At 38.9% G+C, this 26924-nt stretch carries 28 protein-coding genes; 10 read left to right on the top strand and 18 right to left on the bottom strand.

The annotated features are described in order from the left end of the window. Positions 1 to 167 precede the first annotated feature (167 nt). Positions 168 to 1895 (bottom strand): glutamine--tRNA ligase/YqeY domain fusion protein, encoded by a 1728-nt coding sequence (locus ABDV70_RS06715; RefSeq protein WP_343596425.1) that lies wholly within the window; start codon positions 1893 to 1895, stop codon positions 168 to 170. A gap of 165 nt (positions 1896 to 2060) precedes the next feature. Here ABDV70_RS06715 and ABDV70_RS06710 point away from each other — a divergent pair, with 165 nt between their 5' ends. Next, positions 2061 to 2570, top strand: coding sequence for a peptidylprolyl isomerase (locus ABDV70_RS06710; protein ID WP_343596423.1), 510 nt, complete (start codon positions 2061 to 2063; stop codon positions 2568 to 2570). Between the two features lie 17 nt (positions 2571 to 2587). Then, positions 2588 to 3313 (top strand): UDP-2,3-diacylglucosamine diphosphatase, encoded by a 726-nt coding sequence (locus tag ABDV70_RS06705; RefSeq protein ID WP_343596421.1) that lies wholly within the window; start codon positions 2588 to 2590, stop codon positions 3311 to 3313. Between the two features lie 52 nt (positions 3314 to 3365). Here the strand turns inward: ABDV70_RS06705 and gabP are convergent, their stop codons facing one another. From gabP to ABDV70_RS06685, 4 genes are all read right to left on the bottom strand, one after another. Beyond that, positions 3366 to 4745 carry a GABA permease gene (gene gabP / locus ABDV70_RS06700; protein ID WP_343596419.1) on the bottom strand — a complete coding sequence of 460 codons (1380 nt, stop codon included), beginning with the start codon at positions 4743 to 4745 and terminating at the stop codon, positions 3366 to 3368. Between the two features lie 669 nt (positions 4746 to 5414). Beyond that, the gene (locus tag ABDV70_RS06695; RefSeq protein WP_343596454.1) at positions 5415 to 5846 is read right to left on the bottom strand and encodes a hypothetical protein; all 432 of its coding nucleotides are present in this window, start codon (positions 5844 to 5846) and stop codon (positions 5415 to 5417) included. Positions 5847 to 6243: 397 nt separating this feature from the next. Continuing rightward, positions 6244 to 7638, bottom strand: a complete 1395-nt coding sequence (gene fumC, locus ABDV70_RS06690) for a class II fumarate hydratase (protein WP_343596418.1) — start codon at positions 7636 to 7638, stop codon at positions 6244 to 6246. A 72-nt stretch (positions 7639 to 7710) separates the two neighbouring features. Further along, a complete protein-coding gene (locus ABDV70_RS06685; protein WP_343596416.1) occupies positions 7711 to 8724 on the bottom strand; it encodes an SDR family NAD(P)-dependent oxidoreductase in 1014 nt (337 codons plus the stop codon). A 76-nt stretch (positions 8725 to 8800) separates the two neighbouring features. Between ABDV70_RS06685 and tusD the strand changes: the two genes are divergently transcribed. Genes tusD through ABDV70_RS06665 form a run of 4 tightly spaced genes read left to right on the top strand, consistent with a single transcriptional unit; the run spans position 8801 to position 10174 of the window. Beyond that, positions 8801 to 9169, top strand: coding sequence for a sulfurtransferase complex subunit TusD (tusD, locus tag ABDV70_RS06680; RefSeq protein WP_343596414.1), 369 nt, complete (start codon positions 8801 to 8803; stop codon positions 9167 to 9169). 41 nt (positions 9170 to 9210) lie between these two features. Beyond that, positions 9211 to 9561, top strand: coding sequence for a hypothetical protein (locus ABDV70_RS06675; protein WP_343596412.1), 351 nt, complete (start codon positions 9211 to 9213; stop codon positions 9559 to 9561). 5 nt (positions 9562 to 9566) lie between these two features. Next, positions 9567 to 9848 (top strand): hypothetical protein, encoded by a 282-nt coding sequence (locus ABDV70_RS06670; protein ID WP_343596410.1) that lies wholly within the window; start codon positions 9567 to 9569, stop codon positions 9846 to 9848. A gap of 14 nt (positions 9849 to 9862) precedes the next feature. Continuing rightward, a complete protein-coding gene (locus ABDV70_RS06665) occupies positions 9863 to 10174 on the top strand; it encodes a TusE/DsrC/DsvC family sulfur relay protein (RefSeq protein WP_343596409.1) in 312 nt (103 codons plus the stop codon). A 294-nt stretch (positions 10175 to 10468) separates the two neighbouring features. On the opposite strand, the gene ABDV70_RS06660 is transcribed toward ABDV70_RS06665, so the two are convergent. The 3 genes from ABDV70_RS06660 to cysD form a co-directional block, all read right to left on the bottom strand. Next, positions 10469 to 10966: a hypothetical protein gene (locus ABDV70_RS06660; RefSeq protein WP_343596408.1), complete on the bottom strand. Its 498-nt coding sequence runs from the start codon at positions 10964 to 10966 to the stop codon at positions 10469 to 10471. Between the two features lie 132 nt (positions 10967 to 11098). Further along, complete coding sequence (gene cysN / locus ABDV70_RS06655; RefSeq protein ID WP_343596406.1) at positions 11099 to 12724, bottom strand: sulfate adenylyltransferase subunit CysN; 1626 nt, start codon at positions 12722 to 12724, stop codon at positions 11099 to 11101. 17 nt (positions 12725 to 12741) lie between these two features. Next, complete coding sequence (cysD, locus tag ABDV70_RS06650; RefSeq protein ID WP_343596404.1) at positions 12742 to 13650, bottom strand: sulfate adenylyltransferase subunit CysD; 909 nt, start codon at positions 13648 to 13650, stop codon at positions 12742 to 12744. A gap of 313 nt (positions 13651 to 13963) precedes the next feature. Here cysD and nfsB point away from each other — a divergent pair, with 313 nt between their 5' ends. Then, positions 13964 to 14617, top strand: coding sequence for an oxygen-insensitive NAD(P)H nitroreductase (nfsB, locus tag ABDV70_RS06645; protein WP_343596402.1), 654 nt, complete (start codon positions 13964 to 13966; stop codon positions 14615 to 14617). A gap of 188 nt (positions 14618 to 14805) precedes the next feature. Here nfsB and ABDV70_RS06640 read toward each other — a convergent pair whose 3' ends face one another. From ABDV70_RS06640 to ABDV70_RS06610, 7 genes are all read right to left on the bottom strand, one after another. Then, positions 14806 to 15582 carry an ATP-binding cassette domain-containing protein gene (locus tag ABDV70_RS06640; protein ID WP_343596401.1) on the bottom strand — a complete coding sequence of 259 codons (777 nt, stop codon included), beginning with the start codon at positions 15580 to 15582 and terminating at the stop codon, positions 14806 to 14808. Between the two features lie 10 nt (positions 15583 to 15592). Further along, on the bottom strand, positions 15593 to 16306 hold the full coding sequence (locus ABDV70_RS06635) for an ABC transporter permease (RefSeq protein WP_343596399.1): 714 nt from the start codon (positions 16304 to 16306) through the stop codon (positions 15593 to 15595). Further along, positions 16303 to 16992, bottom strand: coding sequence for a histidine ABC transporter permease HisQ (hisQ, locus tag ABDV70_RS06630; RefSeq protein WP_343596397.1), 690 nt, complete (start codon positions 16990 to 16992; stop codon positions 16303 to 16305). The genes ABDV70_RS06635 and hisQ overlap by 4 nt, the downstream gene beginning before the upstream one ends. 91 nt (positions 16993 to 17083) lie before the next feature. Beyond that, positions 17084 to 17869 carry an ABC transporter substrate-binding protein gene (locus ABDV70_RS06625; RefSeq protein WP_343596453.1) on the bottom strand — a complete coding sequence of 262 codons (786 nt, stop codon included), beginning with the start codon at positions 17867 to 17869 and terminating at the stop codon, positions 17084 to 17086. A gap of 373 nt (positions 17870 to 18242) precedes the next feature. Next, entirely contained in the window at positions 18243 to 19277 is a 1035-nt protein-coding gene (fba, locus tag ABDV70_RS06620) for a class II fructose-bisphosphate aldolase (RefSeq protein ID WP_343596396.1), read from the bottom strand. Positions 19278 to 19398: 121 nt separating this feature from the next. Then, positions 19399 to 19644, bottom strand: a complete 246-nt coding sequence (locus tag ABDV70_RS06615; protein WP_343596395.1) for a hypothetical protein — start codon at positions 19642 to 19644, stop codon at positions 19399 to 19401. Between the two features lie 18 nt (positions 19645 to 19662). Next, entirely contained in the window at positions 19663 to 20850 is a 1188-nt protein-coding gene (locus ABDV70_RS06610) for a phosphoglycerate kinase (RefSeq protein ID WP_343596394.1), read from the bottom strand. A gap of 200 nt (positions 20851 to 21050) precedes the next feature. Here ABDV70_RS06610 and ABDV70_RS06605 point away from each other — a divergent pair, with 200 nt between their 5' ends. Genes ABDV70_RS06605 through ABDV70_RS06595 form a run of 3 tightly spaced genes read left to right on the top strand, consistent with a single transcriptional unit; the run spans position 21051 to position 23220 of the window. Next, positions 21051 to 21437 (top strand): DUF2237 domain-containing protein, encoded by a 387-nt coding sequence (locus ABDV70_RS06605; RefSeq protein ID WP_343596392.1) that lies wholly within the window; start codon positions 21051 to 21053, stop codon positions 21435 to 21437. Next, on the top strand, positions 21437 to 22030 hold the full coding sequence (locus ABDV70_RS06600) for a Maf family protein (protein ID WP_343596390.1): 594 nt from the start codon (positions 21437 to 21439) through the stop codon (positions 22028 to 22030). The genes ABDV70_RS06605 and ABDV70_RS06600 overlap by 1 nt, the downstream gene beginning before the upstream one ends. A gap of 14 nt (positions 22031 to 22044) precedes the next feature. Beyond that, positions 22045 to 23220 (top strand): cupin domain-containing protein, encoded by a 1176-nt coding sequence (locus tag ABDV70_RS06595; protein ID WP_343596388.1) that lies wholly within the window; start codon positions 22045 to 22047, stop codon positions 23218 to 23220. Positions 23221 to 23720: 500 nt separating this feature from the next. On the opposite strand, the gene ABDV70_RS06590 is transcribed toward ABDV70_RS06595, so the two are convergent. From ABDV70_RS06590 to murB, 3 genes are read right to left on the bottom strand one after another with little or no spacing between them, the layout of a single operon-like run. Then, positions 23721 to 24749 (bottom strand): alpha/beta hydrolase, encoded by a 1029-nt coding sequence (locus tag ABDV70_RS06590; protein ID WP_343596386.1) that lies wholly within the window; start codon positions 24747 to 24749, stop codon positions 23721 to 23723. Continuing rightward, complete coding sequence (locus ABDV70_RS06585; RefSeq protein ID WP_343596384.1) at positions 24749 to 25879, bottom strand: YdcF family protein; 1131 nt, start codon at positions 25877 to 25879, stop codon at positions 24749 to 24751. Before ABDV70_RS06585 ends, ABDV70_RS06590 begins: the two co-directional genes overlap by 1 nt. Position 25880: 1 nt before the next feature. Further along, positions 25881 to 26918, bottom strand: coding sequence for a UDP-N-acetylmuramate dehydrogenase (gene murB, locus ABDV70_RS06580; RefSeq protein ID WP_343596451.1), 1038 nt, complete (start codon positions 26916 to 26918; stop codon positions 25881 to 25883). Positions 26919 to 26924 lie beyond the last annotated feature (6 nt).

The raw sequence follows: 26924 nt of genomic DNA, 5'->3' as shown, positions 1-26924 counted from the left end.
TGTTAATTTGTCTATTATTTAGCCCATCAATCGACTTCAAACCGATTTAATCCCAATTCCAAGTCAGGTCAAAAAATAAAACCCTGACTAAATCCAAATTTAATCAGGGTTTGTCAATAATCTGAAATGGAAGCTTACGCTCCCATTTTTATTTTAAATCTAAAAAATTATTTCTTTTCAGGTTTAAAGCTGTCTTTCAAATCCAAAATACGGTTGAACACAGGCTTTTCCGTTTTATGGTCGTAACGATCTGCAACAAAATAACCTTCACGTTCAAACTGAAAGCGGTCTTCAGGCTGAGCTTGAGCCAATGCAGGCTCAATATATGCTTGCACCACTTTTAATGATTCAGGATTTAAATTCGCTAGGAAATCATCGCCAGTTTCAGGGTCGGCTTCGGTAAACAGACGATCATAAATACGAACTTCCGCAGCCATACCTTTGGTTGCAGATACCCAGTGAATCACGCCTTTGACTTTACGACCTTCAGGATTTTTACCTAAAGTTTCAGGGTCAATTGAACATTTCAGTTCAACTACTTCACCATTTGCATCTTTGATCACTTCATCACATTTAATCACATAAGCATGGCGTAAACGCACTTCACCCTCTGGAACTAAACGCTTAAAGCCTTTTGGTGGAACTTCTTCAAAGTCTTTACGGTCAATATAGATTTCTTTGGTTAACGGAATGATACGCTCACCCATATCCACGTTTGGATGACGTGCATGTGGCAAATCTAAATCTTCAGGTAAATTGGTCAATGTCACTTTCAATGGGTTTAATACTGCCATACCTCGTGCAGCGGTATTTTCCAATGATTGGCGGATGCAGAACTCAAGCATTGCCACATCGACAATACCATCCGCTTTAGACACACCAACACGCTTACAAAAATCACGCAGACCTTCTGGCGTATAACCACGACGACGCATCCCCACAACCGTTGGCATACGAGGGTCATCCCAACCATTAACGAAATTACCTTCAACCAGACGACGTAATTTACGTTTTGAAGTGATGGTGTAATCTACATTTAAACGTGAAGATTCGTACTGACGCGGCACTGATTGAGAATGTACTTTTTCCACAATCCAGTCATAGAACGGACGATGATCCTGAAACTCCAAAGTACAGAGTGAATGCGTTACACCTTCAATCGCATCTGATAATGGGTGCGCATAGTCATACATTGGATAAATTTTCCATTTATCGCCTGTTTGGTGATGCGCTGAATGTAATACGCGATATAAGATCGGATCACGCATATGGACATTTGGACTTGCCATATCAATTTTGGCACGCAATACCGCTTCGCCTTCTTGGAAAGTCCCATCACGCATTTTTTCAAAGCGTTCTAAGTTTTCTTCAACAGATGCATCGCGATATGGAGAATTTGTACCTGCTTCTACGAAACTACCACGATTCAGTTTGATCTCTTCAGGGCTTTGCAAATCGACATATGCATCGCCTTGTTGGATGAGTTGCACAGCCCATGTATAGAGTTGATCAAAATAGCTCGATGCATAACACGGTTCGCCTTTCCAGCTAAAACCAAGCCATTTCACATCATTGGCTATGCCATCGACATATTCTTGCTCTTCGGCATCTGGGTTAGTATCGTCAAAACGTAAGTTACAGTAGCCGTTATATTCTTCAGCAACACCAAAGTTCAGGCAAATGGCTTTTACATGTCCAATATGTAAATAACCATTTGGCTCTGGTGGAAAACGTGTCACAACCGTTTTGGTTTTGCCTTCAGCAAGGTCATCTGTAATCACTTGACGAATAAAATCTAAGCCAGGCTGTTGTTCTTGCTGCGCGGCTTCGACAGGAGCTGGATGATTCGGTGTCGGTTGATTAGGCAGAGTTGAAACAACATCAGTCGGCTTCATAGGGTTAAATCACTTCTATTTAAAAACAAATTAGGATAATTAAAACGCTATCAGAATTTTTTAACAAAGAAAATAACGTTTATACTTGCTAACTAGTTTACAGTTTGCTTATGCTTCTCTCAACAAAAAAACCCATGGCTTTTGCCATGCCTAGGAGATTATGGAATGAGTTTTCCTCAAGTTGAATTAAATACCAACAAAGGTCGTATTGTTCTTGAGCTTAACGATGAAAAAGCACCAAAAACAGTTGCAAACTTTTTAGAATACGTTCGTGACGGTTTTTACAATGGCGTTATTTTCCACCGCGTTATCGATGGTTTCATGATTCAAGGTGGTGGCTTTGATGAAAACTTCAAAGAAAAAGTAACACGTGATTCTATTGAAAACGAAGCAGACAACGGTCTAAGCAACGATGTTGGTACGATTGCAATGGCACGTACACAAGCACCTCACTCTGCTTCTGCTCAGTTCTTCATTAACGTGAAAAACAATTCTTTCTTGAACCATTCTGGCAAAACCACTCAAGGTTGGGGTTATGCCGTATTTGGTAAAGTGACTGAAGGTCTGGACGTTATTGAAGAAATTAAAGGCGTTCGTACAGGTAACCGTGGTTATCACGCTGACGTTCCTTTAGAAAATGTAGTGATTGAATCTGCAAAAATTATCTCTGAATAATTTTTGGTAGACCATCTGTGACGACTTATCTGTTTATTTCAGATTTACATTTGTCACCTGAACACCCTCGACTTGTTCGGGGGTTTTTAGCATTACTCGAACATTACCAAACCAAACAAACGCAACTGTATATTTTAGGCGACTGGTTTAATGCATGGATTGGAGATGATGCCAAGAGTCCGTGGTTAGACAAAATTATACAGGCTTTACAACAATTTACAGCCCAGGGAAATCAGGTTTACTTTCAAGTTGGCAACCGTGACTTTGCCTTAGGGCAAGCTTTTCTAGATCAGTTTTCGGGAACACTACTACCTGACACCTATTTCCTCGAAATTCATGGACAGCACTATCGCCTTGAACATGGCGATGCTTTATGTACAGATGATCTAGCCTATCAACGCTTTAAAAAGATTATTCGTAATCCCTTCTTACTGGGATTATTGAAAAAAACGCCATTATCCTTTCGCCAAAAACTCGCACAGGGTTTTCGTAAAAAAAGTGCTTCATCTAAACAAAACAAGCAATATGCGATTATGGATGTCAATGCCGATGCCGTGACACAGGCAATGCCACCACAAATTCAAACGCTTATTCATGGTCATACACATCGACCTTTTATCCATCAACAGTCTGCACAACAGCAAAGAATTGTTTTAGGCGATTGGAAAGAAGATATGGGTGAAGCAATGATTTTAGAAATATCAGAAGATAATCAATTTAATTTTATAAAGTGGTCATTCTAACTTTGGAAAAGCATGAAATCCTGCTCTGAACTTCATGCTTTTATGCAATTGATTAACTGATTGTACTTGCCATTACTTGTTTTCGTTTTGCTCGTCTAGTCACTAGAACACCTGAAATCACAACCAAAAGCGATAAAATACCTGTAGACGTAATTTCATGTACATGTTTTGGATCAAATGCCATAATCGTCAACGCTGCAATAATAAAAATAATCACCGCCCAAGTCAGATAAGGAAATAACCACATTTTCATGCGTAACGGTTTACCTTCCTGAGCCAGTTGTTTACGCATTCTGAGCTGTGAAAATGCAATCACCAAATACACCAACAATGCAATTGCACCTGAGCTATCAAGTAAAAAACTAAATACTTCTGTTGGAGCAGCATAATTTGCAAATGTACATAAAAAAGCCACTAAGGTAGATAACAACACAGCATAAATAGGTGCTCGGTTTTTACTCAGTTTTTGGGCAATTTTAGGTGCATCTCCACGAACCGATAATGAAAATAGCATACGCGAAGCAGTATAAAGTGCAGAATTTAAACAGCTTGTGACCGCCGTTAAAACCACAATATCTACAATTAATTTTGCATATGGAACATTTAAAATTTGCAATACCGTTTGATATGAACCTATTTCGGCCAAACGTGGGTCATTCCAAGGTACAAGGCTTACAACGATAAAAATCGAAACCAAATAAAATAATGCAATGCGCCAAATGACGGAGTTTGTAGCTTTGGTGATTTGCTTTTCAGGATCTTTCGATTCACTTGCAGCAATGGTCACAATCTCTGAACCCATAAATGAGAACATTGTAGTTAAAATAGCAGCAATCACTGTCCCCCAACCTGTAGGCAAGAACCCGCCTTGATCATATAAATGTTGAATACCATTGACCTGAGGATTAGGTGAGAAACCGAAAATTGCAGCACAACCAATCGCAATGAAAATAATAATTGAACCGACTTTGACCGTCGCAAGCCAAAACTCAAACTCACCGTAGTTTTTAACACTAAACAAATTGGTTACGGTTAAGGCTGCCGTGATAAGAAAAGCCAAAAACCAGATTGGTGCTGTCGGCATCCATGAATGCATAATGGCTGCTGCTGCATTGGCTTCAAATGGAATCACTAATACCCAAAACCACCAATATAACCACCCAATTGTAAAACCTGCCCATTTACCAATCGCACGATCCGCATAAGTCGAAAAAGAACCACTGTCTGGTTGAGCAACTGCCATTTCTGATAGCATTCGCATCACCAGAACAACAAGCGTTCCTGCGAGAAAATAAGAAATAAGGACTGCTGGCCCTGCTGCCGCAATCGCATGCCCCGAACCAACAAATAAACCAGCTCCAATCGCACCAGCAATTGAAAGCATTGTGACATGTCTATTTTTTAAACCTTGAGATAAGGTGGCTTTTTCCATAAAACATACCTTTCATTATCTTATATTTGAATAAGATTTTTTATTTATATAACAACACCATAGCATCAAATTATGTTTCATCAAACACAATAAATATAACTTGATATGCGATGTTTTGACCTTATTGCATAAGCGAGTTTCTCTTTCACTTTTTGCTTATGCTTTGCCTATTCCATTTAGGAAAAACATAATAAAAATTATCATTACAAAGAATAAATAGAATAACTCACTATAATAAGTACTTTTTTTAGTGAAAAAACCTAGATCTACCTCCATTTTTATTTACTCCCTCCAATAAAAAACAAGAAAAGAGACTTAACATATTAATATTTATATCTTTATTTTTTAACTCTACAATTAAACATTTATTCTTAAAATAAAAGCTAATCCTACCTCATAATGTGCTTCAAGACTGTCTTTAAACTTATTTAGCTAACTATTTATCGAAAATTTGTCTAATAAATATGACCAATTAAACCAATTGGGGACTGTGAAATTCTACTAATCTATAACTGTATTTTTAGCTTTTTCATCGCCTTTTCATAAATTTCAAAATATGAAACAATTCGCTTAACATAAAAAAGCACCCCTCAAATTAGACTAAAAATGCCCAACTTTCAGAATGCAGTTCAAGACCTATACTACTTTTTTAAGCATGTGATATAGGATTTAAGGTAAAACTCTTCGTAATGTGACAAAACATTTACTGGTTTTTTCAGCTGTACAGAATTGAATCGTGTCGGCATTTTGCCATTTCACAAAATACTGAGAAACTTCACCTGTCTGATCTTCTTTATGTCCTGAACAATCTTTTTCATTGTTCTCATATTTCACTTGAAGTGCTAAAGCGCCCAACCGTTTATCGTTCGGTGATGGCTGATAGTCATAGATTCCTGTTGACCACTCACCTGCGCTTTTTATAATGACCTGATTACCTGACTTAAAATTATAATATTCAACGCATTTTTTATTATTTGGAATTTCCATTCCCCAAAGACCTGCAATTTCAGGTCGAACCACGATTGTAATATTATCTGAATTATTTGCATTTGCGATTGGTGCTGTATCTGGCGCCTGAGCCAATACCAAAGTGCTGCACATCAACAAAAATCCTGAAATCATTAATTTGTTCATAAGTTCTGCTACATCCCTAGATGACGCCTTCTAAATTAGCATATTTATAAAAAAAGATGTGATAAGATAACCATTTACACACATTTCTCTTATTTTTAATTTTCATGGTATAACTCATCTATAACACACCATACAGTCTATTTTAATGTATTTTTAAAGCGATTTTGACAAAAAACAGAAACCTATGCTTAATTTTTATATATGAGTAAGTGTTTTAGATTGAGATAATTCGTTTAGCGAACAAACGGGTATTTTCTAAAAGACACGAAGCTTAAAATGTCAAAATTTCATTCCTTCATGACTTTAAGAACATACCCTAGACAAGCATAAATTCCCACCAAACTATATTTATCTAAAAAATAGTTTATTTCACATTCGGTGCAACCATATTTTCAGGTCGGACAACCTCATCAAACTGTTCAGGTGTCACCAAATTTAATTCAACTGCCACTTCTTTTAATGTTTTACCTTGTTTATAGGCAGTTTTTGCAACTTTAGCAGCATTTTCATAGCCAATCACAGGATTTAATGCTGTCACCAACATTAAAGAGTTATGTAAGAAATAGTCAATTTTCTCTAAATTAGGCGTAATGCCAACAGCACAATGATCATTAAAACTATTACAAGCATCGCCTAAAAGACGAATGGATTGTAATAAGTTAAATGCAATCACTGGCATAAAAACATTTAACTCGAAGTTACCTGAAGCACCTGCAATATTGATAGTTGTGTCATTTCCCAATACCTGAGCAACAACCATAGTCATCGCTTCACTTTGCGTCGGATTTACTTTCCCTGGCATGATACTTGAACCTGGCTCATTTTCAGGAATTGAAAGCTCCCCAAAACCACATCTTGGGCCACTTGCCAACCAGCGTATATCATTGGCGATTTTATTTAAACTTACTGCCAATGTTTTCAAGGCACCCGAAGCAAATACAGCAGCATCTCGTCCTGCTAAAGCTTCAAACTTATTTGGTGCTGTAACAAAAGGTAAGCTGGTTAATACCGCCAGTTCATGTGCGGCTTTTTCTGCATATTGAGGATGTGCATTTAACCCTGTTCCAACCGCAGTGCCCCCCAACGGTAATTCATATAATCCTTCTAATGCCTGATATAATCGTTTCAGTGCATGTTCTAGCTGTGAGACATATCCACTAAATTCCTGCCCCAATGTAAGTGGCGTTGCATCTTGTAAATGTGTACGTCCAATTTTTACAATATCTTGAAATTCATTAGATTTCTGCTGTAATGTATTCTTTAATCGTGTCACTGCTGGGATAAGTAATTCATTGATTTCCAGACTTGCTGCCACATGAATTGCTGTCGGAAACGAATCATTGGTTGATTGTGCACGGTTAACATGATCATTTGGATGAACTGGCTTTTGAGCTCCCAATGGCTGCCCTAGTTTTTGATTGGCAATATTGGCAATGACTTCATTACAGTTCATATTACTTTGCGTACCAGAGCCCGTTTGCCAAACAACCAAAGGAAATTGAGCATCCCAACGCCCATCAATGACTTCCTGTGCTGCATCCACGATATATTCTGCCAAGTCTTGAGGAACTTGCTTTAATTCTGCATTGGTGAGTGCTGCTGCTTTTTTAACAAGCCCCATTCCTCGGATCATGGCACGTGGTAAATGTTCAATACCAATTTTAAAGTTTTGTAGACTGCGTTGGGTCTGTGCCCCCCACATAGCTTCACTGGGTACAGCAACTTCGCCCATTGTGTCATGTTCAATACGTGTTTCCATTCTTCATCCTCTGATTCTATTTGTACGGCTCATTCAAGTCATATCATGGCACCATCTTACTGATTTTATAACTTAAAGTAAATAATTATCATTTACATTATTATAAAATAACCATTGATCTTCAATCATCTGTCCTAAACTCCGTTCTGCTGTCCAGTTCAATATCCTTTGAGCTTTTTCAACCACAAGACTTATTTGATCCAAAGGACGGAATAAAAAATGCGGTTCTATCGTTGGAATCTTGGTTTTTGTAACTTGTTCTACTTTCTGGATTAATTTTGCAATACTGGTATGTTCCTGACTCGCAATATTAAAAATATCATAACCACTACTGCGTTGATATTGCCAATATAATGCTTTTTCAACTGCTTGACAGACATCTAAAACATGAACAAAATTACGTTCAACAGTTTTATCTTCCGTACCTGCTTGCTGATATAACTCTAGATATTCACGTTCATGATGAGCGATCTGCATCAATAGTCCCATAATACTTTTCGGCAGTTTCGGAATATATTCGCCCCATAGTCCCTGTTCAAATGCACCCACAACATTTGAAACTCTTAAAAGTACAATATTCCACTCTTCATCGCTCAGTGAAACATCTTGTAAAATCTGTTCCATCATCTGTTGAGAGTGTGCATACGGATTTAAATAATGATGATTAAGCTCGGTTTCCTCATGTAAATTTAAAGCAGATTGACCATAAACAACTGCACTAGACAAATGAATAAGCGAATGGCAACCGATTCTTTGCATCACACGGATTAAACTCATCAAAACATTTAAATTATTGTTATAATATTCAATAGGTTTAATCGTCGATTCTTGTAGTGACTTAAACCCAGCACAATGAATCACGGCATCAATCGGGTACTGCTCTATAAATTTGTTCAGCGCTGGGGTATTGCGTAAATCTACCTGAGAAAATGGAATATACTGACCACTGATTTGCTGCAAACGCTCCAGATTCATGGAGTGGCTATTCACCAAATTATCAACTAAGACAACACCATGCCCTCTTTGTAATAATCGTAAGGCAATGTGGGAACCGACAAACCCAAGACCACCTGTAATCAAAATCATTGTATAATTACCTATTGTTGTAGTTCGTTGATGTTTTCACGTTCGTTATTTGGTTTGGATGATTTAAAGCACCCTTATGAGTACCCTTATTTTAGTCACATCATCTCCTAATGCGATCCTTGCATGGCATGCTTTAGGTGTTGCACAGTCTTTACTGGAAAAAAACCAACCATTTCAGGTTTTCTTCTATCAAGAAGGTGTTTATGTTGCCAATACCCTAAACTGGGTTCCAGATGACCAACGCCAACTCACCCAAGCGTGGCAGCAACTCAACATCCGATTACCCGTCTGTGTCAGTGCTGCTTTAGCACGTGGTATTAGCGACCAAACCAATGCGCAACGTCATCAATTGGCACGTTTCAATTTGGCATCGGGTTTTGAATTGGTTGGCTTAGGTGAGTTTGCCGATGCTGTTCAAAATGCAACCCATCTAGTTCAATTCTAAAATGTTTAAACCTGCGTTTTGTTATTTTAAAGGGTAATTCTGTGAAAAGAGTTCTGGTTATTTTAACGCAAGCCAATGCCATTGGATTACAAGGCAATGAAAGCCTATCTGCAACCATGGTCTTGGCAACTTTTGGCTGTCAGGTACAAGTATTACTTAAAGATGCCGCACTCTCTCTTTTAAAACAAGAGCTTATTTTTGAACCAAAACAACATCCATTTAAACTCGGTTCAAATATGGTCGATAGTTTTGAGTTTTATGATTTAAGTCCAGTCTTAATAGAACAGCAACATGCGCAGCATACTTTTGTAAAAAACACTGAACATGAAATACAATTTATTGATCTAAACCCTTCATTTATCCAACAATTTGACCATGTTCTCTATTGGTAATCGTTATGCAAGATTCCACACTTTTCCTGTTACAAGGTGACTTTAAACAAGCTTCGTCGCTGTTACAACAATTACAGCAAATGGCAGCAAAAACAGATCCTGTGGTTTTAATGGCAGAGTCAGCCTTGTTGCTGGATCATCCCGATCTACAAGCTTATCCGCTTTATATTTTAAGTACTGAAGCTGAATTATTAACGCTCACAATTCCTGAATCTGTGACAGTACTTAACTATTCACAATTGACAGATTTACTGCTGCAATATCCGCGTTGCATTAGTCTAAAATAATTTAAGGTAATTTTATGGCTTTAGCACTCGACCAAGATGGACATCTTGTTGACTACACGGTGTGGAATGAAACTGTGGCACAAGAACTCGCCAATAGCTTAGATGTCACACTAACGGCTTGGCATTTTGAAATTTTACAGGCGGTGCGTCAGTTTTATCAACAATTTGGTCATTCACCAGCGACTCGCCCACTGATTAAATACTTAATGAAAACTGTGAGTCCAGAAATTAACAATGCTGTTTTGCAACAACAGTTTAATACAGGTTTAGTGGCTCGCCATTTAAGCCGACTGGCAGGCGTTCCTAAACCTGCCAATTGCCTATAAAACAACGATTAAAGCACCCTTTAAATCTAACATTAAAATTTTAATCTTAAGGGTGCTTAGAATAATTGAATCCGAAAAATACGTTCTATAACCTGCTGAACATTCGTCTATATGAATAACAACCGATATTTTTCAAAAAGTTCAATATATGAAACGAAGGCAATCGTAATGAAAGACCATTCTCTAAAAAATTGCCATTAAAATGATCTCAAACCTGACCATCACTTTGAAGAAAGATTTCTACATCTTATGCCATGTTTGTCATTTTAAGTGACAATCCAAACCATTTTTTCGTTATTTCAATGATGCAATCAATCGATCTAAAACAGCTTGATAGTGAATCGTAATGTCTTCTGATAACAACTTATATGCGTTATCAAACTGAACCATTGGGAAACCTTCTTTCCAAAATGGGAAAATGTCGTGTAAATCGTGCGTGACAATAGCATCATCATAGTGAATGGCTTGTACCACTTGCGCCAATACCTGAGCTGTTTCAGAACCGTCCAGCTGAGTATAGTCAATGTCATGTTGTTTAAACATGCGAACGCGGTCTTTTTTATAACGCATTTTTTTCACTTGTGCTGGATATAAAGCAAAAGCACAGGTTACAGCTTCCAAGAAATGATCTTCAAAACTTAAATATAATTCAACTAATGCCTGTTTATGGCTTTCTTGTCTGCCTGCTTTGCCACCTATGCGAATGGCTTGTTGTGCTTTTTCAGTTAAATCAACTTTTTTAAGTTCGTTTAAAAACTGAATTTTTTCTAGAGGTGTTACACCGTCAACCATATACAACCTAAATTGAATGTCATGCAAAATAAAGGTGGCTATTGTGACACACTTTTGAGGGGCTGAATATTTCCAATCACACAATAAAAAGCCTCAAGACGAATCTTGAGGCTTTTAAATACAAATAACGGATTAAATAGCGACTAATTTCGCGATTTGCTCTGCAACTTCTTCTACAGATTCAGCTGTAATTTGTTGATCTACCGCATCCAATGCTGTAATCACCACAACACCTGTCTGACGTAACAAAGCTGCTTGCTCAGCAGTTAAGTCTGCTTTTGCAATAGCAACAATACCTTGTTGGATCAATAAACGTTCTAGTGCTTGTGCATTTTCTAATACGGTTGTACTGACACCCAACAATGCAGGTTTTTGACCCAAACGTGCAGCACGTTCTTCAGCAGTCACCGCCTGTGCTGTGTTGGCAATCTGTGCAATATCTTCAATCATCGCTGCGCCAACAGTGACGTTGCTTAAGCGGTCGATAAAGATAAAGCTACCTGTATAACGGCTGTCTTTATAATCATCAAAAACAACAGCACGGTCAAATTCAACCACAATGTCTGCAATACCGTTTAGTTCAAGTTGTTCAACCTGAACATGCTCAAGCGTATTCACATCGACACGGTAGTTAATCTGACTGACTTTGGCAGGAACACTTTGTGTCCCCACTTTCACATTGTACAGTTTACCCACAACCAATGGCTGCTCTGTCATCCACACCACAGTAGCACGTACAGCACGTGACACTTGTGGCAATGCAGCAGCATGAACAATCATGTCACCACGGCTAATGTCAATTTCGTCATTTAAAGTTAAAGTCACCGCTTGACCAGCGAAAGCTTCTTCTAAGTTGCCATCGTAAGTCACGATTTCTTTAACAGTGCTGCGTTTACCTGAAGGTAAAGCAACGATTTCATCGCCTGCATGGACTGAACCGAGTGCAATTGTTCCCGCAAAACCACGGAAGTCGAGGTTTGGACGGTTCACATATTGTACAGGGAAGCGGAAATCCTGCTTTTTGGTGTCGTGGTTGATTTGCACCGTTTCTAAAATATTCATTAAGGTTTGCGCTTGATAACCTTCCGAGAAGTACCAAGATGTACTTTCAGATGGATTCACCACGTTATCACCATTTAATGCTGAAATTGGCACAAAACGGATATCGGTTGGTTTACGGTCACCCAATTGCTCAACAAAAGACAGATAGTCAGCACGAATCTCGTCAAATTTTTCTTGAGAGAAGCCAACCAAGTCCATTTTGTTGATCGCAACCACGATGTTACGAATACCCAATAATGCCGAAATAAAGCTATGACGACGCGTTTGAGTCTGTACGCCATAACGGGCATCAATCAGGATAATCGCCAAATCACACGTTGACGCACCTGTCGCCATGTTACGGGTATATTGTTCATGCCCTGGAGTGTCGGCAATGATGAACTTACGCTTTTCTGTTGAGAAATAGCGATACGCAACATCAATGGTAATCCCTTGCTCACGTTCTGCCTGTAAACCATCGACAAGCAATGCAAGGTCAACTTTTTCGCCCTGAGTCCCAACTTTTTTACTGTCACGTTTTACCGCTTCAAGTTGGTCTTCATAAATCATTTTAGAGTCATGCAGTAAACGACCAATCAAGGTACTTTTACCGTCATCGACATTACCACACGTTAAAAAGCGGAGTAAGTCTTTTTGCTCATGCTGTTTTAAGTACGCCAAAATATCCTGGCTGATCAGCTCAGATTGATGAGACATTGTTTTACTCCACTCAATTAGAAATAACCTTCTTGCTTTTTCTTTTCCATTGACCCAGCTTCGTCATGGTCAATCATACGACCTTGTCGTTCTGAACTGGTCGTCAATAGCATTTCCTGAATAATATCAGGCAGCGTATCTGCTGAAGACTCAACTGCACCTGTTAATGGATAGCAGCCTAAAGTACGGAAACGAACCGATTTCATTTCAGGTACTTCACCTTCTTTTAATGGGAAACGCTCATCATCAATCATAATGAGTGTGCCATTGCGTTCTACTACTGGGCGTTTTGCCGCATAGTACAACGGTACAATTGGAATCTGCTCTAGGTAGATGTATTGCCAGATATCAAGCTCTGTCCAGTTTGACAATGGGAATACACGGATACTTTCGCCTTTATTGACTTTACCGTTATAAATATTCCAAAGCTCAGGACGTTGGTTTTTCGGATCCCAACGGTGCTTTTGGTCACGGAATGAATAAACACGTTCCTTCGCACGTGATTTTTCTTCGTCTCGACGTGCGCCACCAAATGCCGCATCGAATTGATATTTATCCAAAGCTTGTTTTAAGCCTTGTGTTTTCATAATGTCGGTATATTTTGAGCTACCGTGATCGAACGGGTTGATGTTTTGTGCAACACCTTCCATGTTTTTATGTTCGATCAATTCAAGTCCAAGTTTTTTCACCATCTCATCACGGAAAGTGATCATATCCTTGAACTTCCACCCAGTATTCACATGCATTAGTGGAAATGGCAGTTTTGCAGGATAAAACGCCTTCATTGCCAAATGCAACATTACTGCTGAGTCTTTACCAATAGAGTAAAGCATTACGGGATTTTCAAATTCCGCAGCGACTTCGCGAATAATATGAATACTTTCAGCTTCAAGCTGCTTAAGGTGAGTTAATCTTTCCTCAGTCATTATATACCCAGCTACACGGAAATTTTGCGGACTATGTTAGCATGACTCTCTATAAATAGTATGCCTCATCATCATTATGTTTTCTGAATACCTAAATCATTTTTTCTACTTTAGAGGCGTTATTTTTCAAGTATTTGTTGATAAAAATAAGAGCGGATTAATATTTCATAAATGTCTGTGACGATGCTTGTCTTAGCAGTATGGACAGTGCGATTTGATTGATATAGACATCGGAAAAGAGTTGTATTTTGTTGAATTGACATCATATCATCAGGCGATAAACTTAATTTTAAATGAATATCGAGAATATTTTATGGATCTTTTGACCGTCGCCCAACAACGCTATACCACTAAAGCTTATGATGCTGACCAAACGATTCCTCAAAAAGACCTTGAAACGCTTTTAGAAGTGTTACGTCTGACACCATCTTCAATTAATATCCAACCTTGGCACTTTTTAGTCATTTCAAGTGATGATGCCAAAGAGCGTGTGACACATGCCATGACAGGTGGTCATGCTTACAATGCACCTAAAATTTTAAAATCTTCACACACCATTGTATTTTGTACTCGTACCGATGTAAGCGATGAATATTTAAAACAACTCATCGAACAAGATGCCAGCATTGGTCGTTTCAGAGATGCCTCCAGCAAGCAAACTCAAGCAGATGTTCGCAAAGGCTATGTCGACCAATATCGTCAATCGGAAGGTGGCGTACAACGCTGGATGGAAAATCAGACCTTTATTGCCCTAGGCGAAGCTTTATTTGCTGCTGCAACACTTGGCATTGATGCAACCCCGATTGGCGGTTTTGATGCCGAAACACTCGATGCCGAATTTAATCTAACAGCACAAGGTCTCACCAGTTCAGTTGTTTTAGCTTTAGGTTATCGTAGTGAAGATGATTTTAATGCCAAATTACCAAAATCACGTTTAAGTAAAGAACAACTTTTTACCGTACTTTAATGCTCAATGCAGGCTTAGGTCTTGGGACTTAAGCCATCGCATCCACCAATCCAATCTACCCCCAATCAACGAGAGCAATGTTGGTTTTCTTTAAATCACTTCCCATATTTTTCTGGAATGATTTATCTGTGTTTAAGTCATATCCAACAACCTAAACACAAAAGATGAATAGAAAATAAATGACCTGCTTATTTAAAATTGCCTTCTAAAAACTGCTTTAACCGTTCACTTTTAGGATGATTAAGGACTTCTTCTGGTCGTCCTTGCTCTTCAATTTTTCCCTGATGCAAAAAAATCACTTGATTAGATACGTGTCGTGCAAAGCCCATTTCATGCGTAACCACAATCATGGTGCGTCCTTCTTCAGCCAAACCCTGCATGACTTTGAGCACCTCACCGACTAATTCAGGGTCTAAGGCACTGGTCGGTTCATCAAACAACATTACCTCAGGTTCCATCGCCAAAGCTCGAGCAATAGCGACCCGTTGCTGCTGCCCACCCGACAAAAATGCAGGGTATTTTTTTTCCACACTTTCATCCAACCCTACTTTTCTTAAATATTGACGGGCGCGCTGCTCTGCTTCGGCACGTTTCACCCCCAACACATGAATCGGGCCTTCAATCACATTTTCTAAAACCGTCATATGTGACCACAAATTAAAATGCTGAAAGACCATCATCAGTTGGGTACGCATTTTTTGCAGTTGTTTGGGATTGGTGACTTTTAAATTACCATTTTTATCAAACACGGTTTCAAGTTTTTCACCATTTAATTTGATAGAACCATTGCTCGGTTGTTCTAAAAAATTAATACAACGCAGCAAGGTACTTTTTCCCGAACCCGATGAACCAATAATACTTATCACATCACCTGCTTTCGCATCTAGTGACACCCCTTTTAATACTTCATGATCACCAAAAGTTTTATGCAAATCACGAATCACCAGTTTTTTTACATCTTCCATTTTATTTCTCCTAATGATCCGATGGCTTTAAAAATGCCAACCAGCGTTTTTCCAATTTACGAAAAATCCAGATTAAGATAAAAGCCAAACACGCATACAGTACAGCCGCAATACCAAAAGCATCAAAGGTTGCATAGGTTGCCGCATTTACATCTCGGGCAATTTTTAAAATATCTGGCACTGTCGCGGTAAATGCAATGGTCGTGGCGTGTAACATCAAAATGACTTCATTGCTATAAAAAGGTAAAGCACGACGTAACATTGACGGAATGATAATACGGGTATAGCGTTTCCACGGTGACATTCCAAATGCCTGTGCGGCTTCAATTTCTCCATATGGAATAGAACGAATTGCACCTGCAAAAATTTCGGTTGTATATGCGCTTGTGTTCAATGCAAAAGCCAAAATCGTGCAATTAAGTCCTTCCCGAAAAAACTCATCTAAATATTGATGTTGATGAATAAAATCGAAGCTATAAATCCCCGAATAGATAATGAGCAGTTGTACATATAACGGTGTACCACGAAAAACATAGGTAAATAACCAGACAGGCCCACGAATAAAGGAATGACGAGAAACACGTGCAATAGACAAAGGTACAGCCAACACAAAGCCAATCACAATAGAAAGAACCAAAAGCCACAGCGTCATTGCAACGCCTGTCATCTGTTGGCCATCTGTCCAGAGATATGATTTCCAGTATTCCTGAAGAATTTCAATCATAATTGTCCCTTTTTCACACCGACAGAATAATGACGCTCAAGCCACATCAAAATGAGGTGAGATACAGTGGTAATCGCAAGATAAATCACCGCAGCCATGATGCTAAAATAAAACAATTGCATGGTACTTCTACCTGCATCCTGAGTAATTTTTACAATATCAGTTAGCCCAATCAGCGACACCAATGCCGTTGCTTTAATCAGAACTTGCCAGTTATTACCAATACCAGGCAGTGCAAAACGCATCATTTGTGGAAATAATATCCGTCTAAATACCTGAAACGGTGTCATCCCATAGGCAAACCCAGCTTCACTCTGTCCTTTGGGTACAGAAAGAAATGCGCCTCGAAATGTCTCTGTAAAATAAGCCCCATAAATAAAAGCGAGCGTAATGACACCTGCAACAAATGGATCAATATCAATCTGCTCCATTTGCAGCGATTCTGTAATTGAGTTCAGTCCAAGTTGAAGGCTATAAAAAAGAAGCAGCATAATGACAAGATCTGGAACACTACGAATCAGGGTTGTATATACCGTCGCAATATTCCGCACTATTTTAATGCGGGAGAGTTTTGCACTTGCACCAATTAAGCCAATAATGACAGAAAGTACGAGCGATAATAGTGCAAGTTGTATGGTCATCCATGTACCGCTGAGTAGCGCTGAACCATAACCAGACAGAAACATACTCATCATCTCCAAGTAAATACGATAAATCTGATATTGATGAGGATTCGGTTATATAAAAACGTGTCGGCACTAGACCGACACGTTTTCATTAGTAAATATTGAATGAGAAATATTTTTTCTCTAATTTTTTATATGTACCATCGGCAATAATTGCAGCTAAAGCTTTGTTAATATTATTTTTTAAATCAACATCTTCCTTGCGTAAACCAATTGCAGCCCCTACGCCAAGTGTTTTGGCATCAACAACATTTCCACCAACGAAGCTGAATCCTTTACCCTTCGCTGCTTTTAGAAAAGCAGAATCAACCATAATTGCATCTTGTAAAGTTGCATCTAAACGACCAGAAACCATGTCTTGATACAAGATATCCTGAGTTGGATAAGGCACAACATTTACACCTTTGGTTGCCCAATATGCTTTGGCATAACTTTCTTGAATTGTACCTTGCTGCACACCGACACGTTTTCCTTTTAAAGACGCTGCCGTTGGTAACAATGGAGAGCCCTTTCTCGCAACCATACGTGTTGGTGTATTATAAATTTTATTTGTAAAATCAATTTGTTTCAGACGTTCAGGGTTCACCGTCATAGATGAAAGAATGCCATCAAATTTTTTGGCTTTCAGTGCTGGAATCATGCCATCAAACGAATTTTCAACCCAAACACATTTGGCTTTAAGTTTTGCACAAATTGCATTACCCAAATCAACATCAAATCCCGTTAATTTATTATCAGGGGTTTTATACTCAAACGGTGCATAAGATGATTCTGTACCAAAACGGATCACCTTCCAGTCCTTAGCTTCGGCATGCGTCCCCAATACAGAAAGCATTAGTGTAGTTGAAACAACTATGTTCTTTTTCCAATTTTTCATCATAGATTTCCCATAAAATCAATCTATCAAATTTCAAGTGAATTGCATAAAATTCAACTCACTTACCCATCCGTTATTTTTAAATTAAGCAAGTTCTATACCAAAAAATTGAGTTTCTTTTGCATACACTATTCATCGTTTAGTTTTTCATCATTGCTAATATTTTTATTATATTTTTATAAATAATGATAATTTTTAATATGTTATTTTTACCTTAAAATATTAATCCCTCACCTATTTCTTTTAAAATATCTTATTACTCTATTTTTACTTCAACGGTTATTTTTAAATAAAATAAATTACTCAATGCACAAAAAAGTTAGGGAGCTTATTGAAAGCTCCCTAATTCATCATCGCTTGATCAAAAAATCAATTAATAGCGTTCAACCATTTTCTCTAAAGAAATTGGACGAATTTTATCTGCATTTCCTGCTGTACCAAACGCTTCATAACGGTCAATACACACTTGTTTCATTGCATCGACAGTTTTTGCGAAATATTTACGTGGGTCAAATTCTGCTGGATTCTCTGCCATAAATTGACGAATAGAACCTGTAGAAGCCAAACGTAAATCAGTATCGATATTGATTTTACGCACACCATGTTTGATGGCTTCAACCAATTGTTCTACTGGCACACCATAAGTTTCGCCAATTTTTCCACCGAACTCATTGATGACTTTTAACCATTCTTGAGGAACAGAGCTAGAACCGTGCATTACAAGGTGAGTATTTGGTAATGCCGCATGAATTTCTTTAATACGGTCAATTGCCAAAATGTCCCCTGTAGGTGGACGAGTAAATTTGTACGCACCGTGTGATGTACCGACTGCAATTGCAAGTGCATCGACATTGGTATCTGCAACGAACTGTGTTGCTTCTTCAACTGAAGTTAAAAGTTGTGAATGGTCAAGAACACCTTCTGCTCCTACACCATCTTCTTCGCCTGCCATACCAGTTTCAAGGCTACCCAAACAGCCAATTTCACCTTCAACAGAAACACCACATGCATGTGCCATAGCAACAACACGGCGTGTTACATCGACATTGTAGTCATAAGTCGTTGGTGATTTACCATCTGTACCTAATGAACCGTCCATCATTACTGAACTAAAGCCAAGTTGAATAGAGCGTTGGCAAATATCAGGGCTTGTACCATGATCTTGGTGCATTACAACAGGGATATGTGGCCATTCTTCAATTGCAGCTAAGATAAGATGGCGTAAAAATGGAGCACCAGCGTATTTACGAGCACCTGCGGATGCCTGAACAATCACTGGAGAGTTGGTAGCATCCGCTGCTAACATAATCGCTCGCATTTGTTCTAAGTTATTTACGTTAAATGCTGGTACGCCGTAGTTATGTTCAGCAGCGTGATCCAGTAGCTGACGCATTGAAATAAGAGCCATAATATCCTCCCAAATAGTGGGTTATATTCTACATGGTGATGATTGGTAATTCAGCATCAAATTAAAGAAATATAAAAAAAATCTCCGCATTTGCAGAGACTTTTAATAAAAAATCAACAAATCATTGCGCTCTGACTTCTGAAGTAGCTGCATCTGGATTTTGGACGTCTGTATTTTTCTCATCTAATACAGGTTTGTCCAAAGCATCAATCTGTGCTTGCTGCTCTGGTGTGGTGAATTTGTTGTCAGTCACAGTACTTGTTGAAGCAGAAGCCTGCTCGGCTTTTGATTGTTCTGCCTTTTTTGAACATGCCGTAAACATCATTGCAAAAATACACCCAAGCACAATGATCAGTTGTTTTTTCATAAAACTTTCCTAAAAAACTTAGGCACGTTCAAGTAAAACGGCTACAGCAGGTAAGGTTTTACCTTCTACAAACTCAAGGAACGCACCGCCACCTGTCGAAATATAGCTGATCTGAGAAGCAACATTGTATTTATCAATTGCAGCTAGGGTATCGCCACCCCCTGCTATTGAAAAGGCATCACTTTCAGCAATGGCAAGAGATAAGGTTTTTGTACCTTCGCCAAATTGATCAACTTCAAACACCCCAACAGGTCCATTCCAAAGAATAGTCTTAGATTGTTTCAATAGCGTTGCAAAATTTGCTGCTGTATCTGGCCCAACGTCCAAAATCATATCATTTTCAGTAACATCTTCGACTTTCTTAACCACCGCCTGTGCTTTGGCCAACGATCCTAAAAAGTCTGAAAAATCAATTTGAGTTGCATCCGCCACAACAACATCTGTTGGTAGTGGCACACTCACTTTTGCTGCAATTTGCTTTGCCGTTTCAACCAAGTCAGCTTCGTAAAGTGATTTTCCAACATTAAACCCTGCTGCTGCCAAAAAGGTATTGGCAATCCCGCCACCAACAATCAATTGATTACAGATTGTCGACAATGAATTTAACACGTCCAGTTTTGTTGAAACTTTTGAACCCGCTACAATGGCTGCCATCGGTTGTGCTGGTGTTTTTAAGGCTTGACTTAACGCATCTAGTTCTGCTGCAAGTAATGGCCCTGCTGCCGCAACTTTAGCACAGCGCGCCACACCTTCAGTTGATGCTTCTGCGCGGTGTGCTGTACCAAATGCGTCCATCACAAAAACATCGCATAATGCTGCATATTTTTCAGCAAGTTCAGGATTATTTTTCTTTTCACCGACATTAAAACGAACATTTTCAAGCAGGACAACTTGACCTTTTTGTACGTCTAAACCGTTTAGATAGTCTGTCACCAATTGGACATCCTGACTAAGCGCTTTTGATAAATATGCAGCAACAGGTGCAAGTGATTGTTCATCTTTTGGTTCACCCTCTACAGGACGACCAAGATGTGAGCAAATAATTACGGCTGCGCCTTGGCTAAGGGCTTTTTGAATTGTTGGAAGTGCTGCTTTTAAGCGAGCATCGCTTGTAATTACGCCATTTTTGATGGGTACATTAAGATCTTCCCGAATCAGTACGCGTTTTCCATCTAGTTCAAGGTCCGTCATGCGCTTAAAGTTCATGTAATCCTACTCTTGTGCTGTTATGAAATTTTAAAATGATGGCATTTTAAATGATTATACTTAAAAAATGCCGTTCTTTAGTATAAGACTTGCTAAAAATATCAACAAAAAACATCCTCCATTTTTATTCAGACAACCTCTACATTGTTCTTTACTTTTCGAGTTATGATAAATCATCAAAAAATTTATATGCATTGCTTATGTCATCTATTCATCCAGATCCCAATCTTAATCGACTTAATGTCTTTGGAGAGGCGTTAGCCAGTTGTTGTTTCGACCCGCTTACAGGGTATTTTCGCAATGGTTTTTGTCACATTTCTCCCAATGATCTTGGGCAACACACAGTGTGCGCCTTAATGACTTCAGAATTTTTAAATTTTTCACAGAAAATTGGTAATGATTTAATTACACCTTTACCTGAAGTTGGTTTTGTTGGTTTAAAACCTGGGGATTTTTGGTGTTTGTGTGTGACACGCTGGGTCGAAGCTTATGAAGCAGGTTATGCGCCACAATTAAAACTTCAAGCCTGTCATCAGTCAGTTTTAAGTTATGTTTCTATGGATGTCTTAATGGATTATGCAATTTAATGAATCAACCAGACATCATTTTAGCGTCCAGCAGCCAAACCCGTCAGGATTTAATGAATCGCTTAAAGCTTCAATATCGGTGTGTATCGCCAGACATTGATGAATCAAGTCAGGGCGAAACCCATGCCGATGACTTAGCTCAACGGCTTGCTTTTGAAAAAGCCAATGTCATTGCTAAGCAATTTCCGCATGCACTGGTCATTGGTTCAGACCAAGTTGCATGGCGAGAGCATCAACCCGACATTTTTATTGGCAAGCCACTAACTGTTGATAATGCCATTACGCAGTTACAGCAAAATTCGGGTAAAACCGTTTACTTTAGTACAGGCTTGAGTGTGCAGCATGTGGCTTCTGGCTTTGAACAGACCTTAGTTGAACATTATCAGGTTAAATTTCGAGAACTCAGTGACCCTGAAATTCAGCGTTATATTGAAAAAGACCAACCTTTACACTGTGCAGGTAGCTTTAAGTGTGAAAGTTTGGGGATTACGCTGTTTGAACACATGATTGGACAAGATCAGACCACATTGATGGGACTTCCCCTGATTCAACTGTGTAAAATACTACGTCAGTTTCATATCCAAATTCCTTAAATATAGGCACAACCATGTCACAACCTTTAAGCATTTTAGGCGGCTTAACCGCTGAACAATTTCTTGCCGAATATTGGCAAAAAAAACCGTTGTTGGTTCGCAACGCACTTCCTGAAATCGTCAATATTTTAGAACCTAACGATGTAAAAGAACTAGCACTTGAAGAAAATGTCAGCGCACGCTTAATCAAACAAAAAGACAAAGATCCAAACCAATGGTCTGTGAAGTCTTCTCCGCTCATAAAAGGTGACTTCCAAAAGCTTCCAAAACTTTGGACATTACTGGTACAAGCAGTTGACCATTATTCACTTGATTTATCTGAGCTTTGGAAAAAATTTAGTTTTATTCCCCAATGGCGTCGTGATGACATCATGGTGTCTTATGCCCCAAAAGGTGGTTCAGTCGGTCAGCATTTCGACTTTTACGATGTTTTCTTAGTTCAGGGTTATGGTCATCGTCGTTGGCAACTTGGACAAATGTGCGATGAAAATACTGAATTTATGCCCAACCAACCATTAAAGTTACTCCCAGAAATGGACGTGAACTTTGATGAAGTTTTAGCGCCTGGAGATTTGCTGTATGTTCCACCTGGATTATCGCACTATGGCGTTGCCGAAGATGACTGCCTGACATTCTCTTTTGGTTTTCGTATGCCAAACATTGCCAATATGATGGATCGGGTCAGTGACCGTTTTGCCGACAATTCTATTTTAAAAAATCCACTGGTTGATGTTTCACGTCAGCAACCTACTGCTGTGGGTGAAATCACCACACAAGAAATCGAATATTTAAAAGCAAAACTACTTGAGCGCCTGCAAAATTCAAATGACTTTGATGATGCCATCATGACACTCATGTCTGAACCAAAATATCCAGATGACATTCCAGAGCCTGATGAAATTGAAGTTGCAGATTTAGAAGAAGTGCTTGATCAAGGTTATTTCCTGCAAATTGAGCCTGCTTCACGTTTACTTTATCGCATGCAAGAAAATCAATATTCGTTTTGGGGCAATGGTGAAGCTTTGTGTATTTCACCAGAATGGGCTGAACAACTCAAAACTATCGCAGATGGAGAAAGCCTTGCATTTGATGCAGCATTTAATCAAGAAGAAACTTTGCAAGATATCGCACAGTTACTGAATGATTCGATCCTGATGTTGCTTCCTCCTGAAGAGGAAAGCGATTTTTAAACGGACTTTCAAACTGACAATTTTGACTTGATGTGGTGGCTTGTTACTGGCATGTTTCATGTTGTTTTTTTAAACATGAAAGATCACTTTAACAAGCTTCATCTCATCAGACAGATAAGCTTTTTTTCTTCATTAGTCGTTATATTATTCATAGTCCACCTCTGATTAGAAAATATTGGTTTATAATTTTGTTTCAGCAAGCTGTTGAACATCGAAAAATTCTAGTGTATCGACTTAATTTAGCTCAATTCAACGATGAATGACACCTCATTACCATTCACAGTAAAAATAAATATCTATATAAATCAAAATAATATTTTAAATTTTATTTAAATAAAAAGTTATGTGCGTAACTTACCCTTATGAAAAAACATCATATCCAAACATGTTTTTAATCTTTATCTACAGGCACGTATCTTACAAACTGATTGCAGCAAGGTTGATGAATGCCCCCTGCCTTATCGTGGTATCTCTTCCATTCCACTATAGACAACAAGCGATTAATAAAAATCGCCTGTTGTCTTGGCATGTAAAAATGCAGGAATCAGCCCTGTTAAAGCAGCACGAATGTCGGCACGCTCATTAATCAACTGATGCGAACCTTCTTCTAAAATTAACAAGGTTTGTAACCGAAATTTTTTACGAATAAAATCAATATTATATTTCCAGTCTACAGTCTGATCTAACGCACCTTGCGCCAACCACACAGGAATACGACAAGACGGCTTTTGCTCCATTTCCAACATCCATTTTGACATGGCTAAAATCCAGTCCATACCCATCATGCGGGGTTGTAACGGGTCTTTTAGACGAATGAAGCGTAAAAACTCGGGGTTATGGTTATTACGACGGAAATGTCTTGGCACCTGACGGCGAATACGACGAATAATGCTTAAACCCACAGGATTATGCCACCATGCAGTTTTTGCAGGTCGAACCAATGGAGAAAGCAGCAACACCCGCTCTACAAACGGGTTTTTTCGTTGCTCGGCATAATCTAAAACGTGGTGCATTAGAATTGCCCCACCCGTACTTTGCCCAATCCCTAACCACGGTTTAGGTAACTGATCTGCATTTTTAACATAATGATAGACCGCATGCAGCACATCTTGATACTGATTAAAGTTTTGAATGCTTGCAGGTGAACCATTACTTAAACCGTGCCCCGGCAAATCAAACACCAAAACACTAAACCCTTGTGCCAATAACTCGACAATAATAGGCTGATAAATCCCGCTATGTTCCAAATATCCATGCAGCAAAAAAACAGTGCCCAAGACTGGTTTGGTTTTTGGTTGAAAAACTTGCGTATGCAGTTTAAAAATTGGTGTTTCTATGATGCCTTGCCAATAATTACAGTCTAAAAGATCTAGTCCATATAATTTTTGATATGCCAACAACTCAGGCGTTGCAACATAAGGACGATTTAAATTCAATGCAGACAATAATTCAGGTGTATTTTCACGGTCAGGAACAGGCAGTTCAAGTCGTTTTAAAGTATTTGGAGTCAAAAACGGAATTTCAGCCATTATGGAACCTCCCGACAATCGCCGACACCAAAAATAACATCTCGAATGGTTGCCAATAATTCATAATTGGCACGACGACTATGATCATAATTTTGCACAGAAGGCTTCCATGAAGTGAGTGTTGTCGGCATAGGTGCATCAACAGGCACCGTTGCAATACCATTCATGGCAAATAAACGACGTGTTCTTGGCATGTGGTATTCATCCGTTACTAACATCACTTTGGGTGCGCCTCCTTTTTTTTGTAAAAGCAATGAACTAAAACGTGTATTTTCACAGGTGTTCATGCTTCGGTTTTCAAGTAATTTTGCTTCCACACCATGCGCATCCAACCACTTTTGCATATAAGGTGCTTCTACACCGCTTAATACAATCGGCAGATTCGATTTTTTTTCGAGCTGCAAGGTTGTTTCAAGTCTTAATCGAGTATAGTCATTCACCACAATATCTTTACGGTTTTTGTCTAGTGTCAGCCCACCACCCAAAACAACAATCGCAGATGGTTTCACTGTGTCTATACGCTTTTCTTCTGCTTGCTGCGCTTGTTCTAAATCATCATAAATTTGATTATTTACAGGTTCACTCACAGCGACTTGAACAGGATAATTCATTAAGAAATGCGTGTATTTATCCATAAGTGCCAAGTTATCAGGCTGATCAAATGCTGCGACTTCACTGGCAAGTCGGATATTTTCCGCCTCTATCTCGGCTTTCAGTTCTTTTTTCTTATGTCTAAACAATAAAGACTGAATTGGATCTGACGCTGTTTCATTCGGATCTTCCGACTGATTGTGTTTAATTTCAGCCGTTAAAAGCGTATAGCGCTCTTGAATCATATTCAAGGCACGTATATCTTTTTTCTGTCCGGCTTCTTGCAATACTTTTAAATATGCCTGACGGGCAATCCACAAATCAGACCCCGGCTCCAGATCATCGTGTTCGCTCAAAGCAGCCATTTGTTGACTACGTGCCGCCACATTATTGACTTCAACAGGAACAAATTTATTGAGCAAAAACACCACAAATTTAGAATAAAAAGGCGTATACACAAAAACCATCAGACAGCCGATCAAAACAAATAGCACTGCCGCTATTCGTACGATCTTGACCATCCAATGTTGCTTTCTCATTTTAATTACTCACATGGGGTTGAATTAGCCCTAAACCATTAAACAGTACAGGTTCAGGCTCAAGTGTGATATTAAATTTTTGTTGAACTGCATGTTGAACAGCCTGATAAGTCTGTTGAACCTCATTTAAAGTTGCATCTGCATAGTTCACCAAGACCAACGCTTGTTTTTCAAACATACCCACAACACCAAGACGCTGCCCCTTCCATCCTGCCTGATCAATTAACCAACCTGCGGCAATTTTCACTTGAGCGTTCGGCTGCGGATAATGGGGTAATTTTGGAAATTGCTGTGCCAATTGCTGATAATGACTTTCATTAATAACAGGATTTTTGAAAAAACTGCCTGCATTTGGAAAAACACTGGGGTCAGGTAATTTACTTTGACGAATGGCAATCACTTGACGTTGTAAATTTTCTGCGGTCTGTTCATCGCCAACGGCTGTGCGTAAGTCACCATAACCGAGTTTTAAATCTGCAACTTTTAGTAGTTTAAATGTCACAGAAACAATCACAAAACGGTTTGGATTATCTTTAAAAATACTATGACGATAAGCAAAGTGGCATTCTGCTGCTGTCAGGGTTTTAAATTGTGACTGTTCACGGTCATAGACTTGCACAGTTTCAATAAAATCACCCGCTTCCACCCCATATGCACCAATATTTTGTACAGGGCTTGCTCCGACACGCCCGGGAATTAAGGCTAGGTTTTGCAGACCATACCATTGTTGTTGGGTAGTATATAAAACAAAATCATGCCAGTTTTCACCCGCCCCGACACAAACAGTCACATGGTTTTCATTTTCTTCGAGTTTTTCAATTCCTCGAATATTTATGTGAATCACCAATGCCTGTATTGACTCAGGCAATAGCATATTGCTACCACCTGAAAGAATGAGACAATTCAGTTGATGTTGTTTTGCAAAATCCAAAGCATCCAGTAATGCCTGTTGCGTTGAAATTTGCACATAATATGCAGCAGTCGACTTTAGATTTAATGTATTAAACTTTTGAAGTTGAACTTGCTGTTGTACCTCAATCACTGA

The sequence above is a fragment of the Acinetobacter sp. genome, assembly GCF_039596015.1.
In the GTDB taxonomy this organism is placed as follows: Bacteria; Pseudomonadota; Gammaproteobacteria; order Pseudomonadales; family Moraxellaceae; genus Acinetobacter.
Note: the sequence above shows the minus strand (reverse complement) of the source record. Positions and strands in the feature narration are given on the sequence as shown.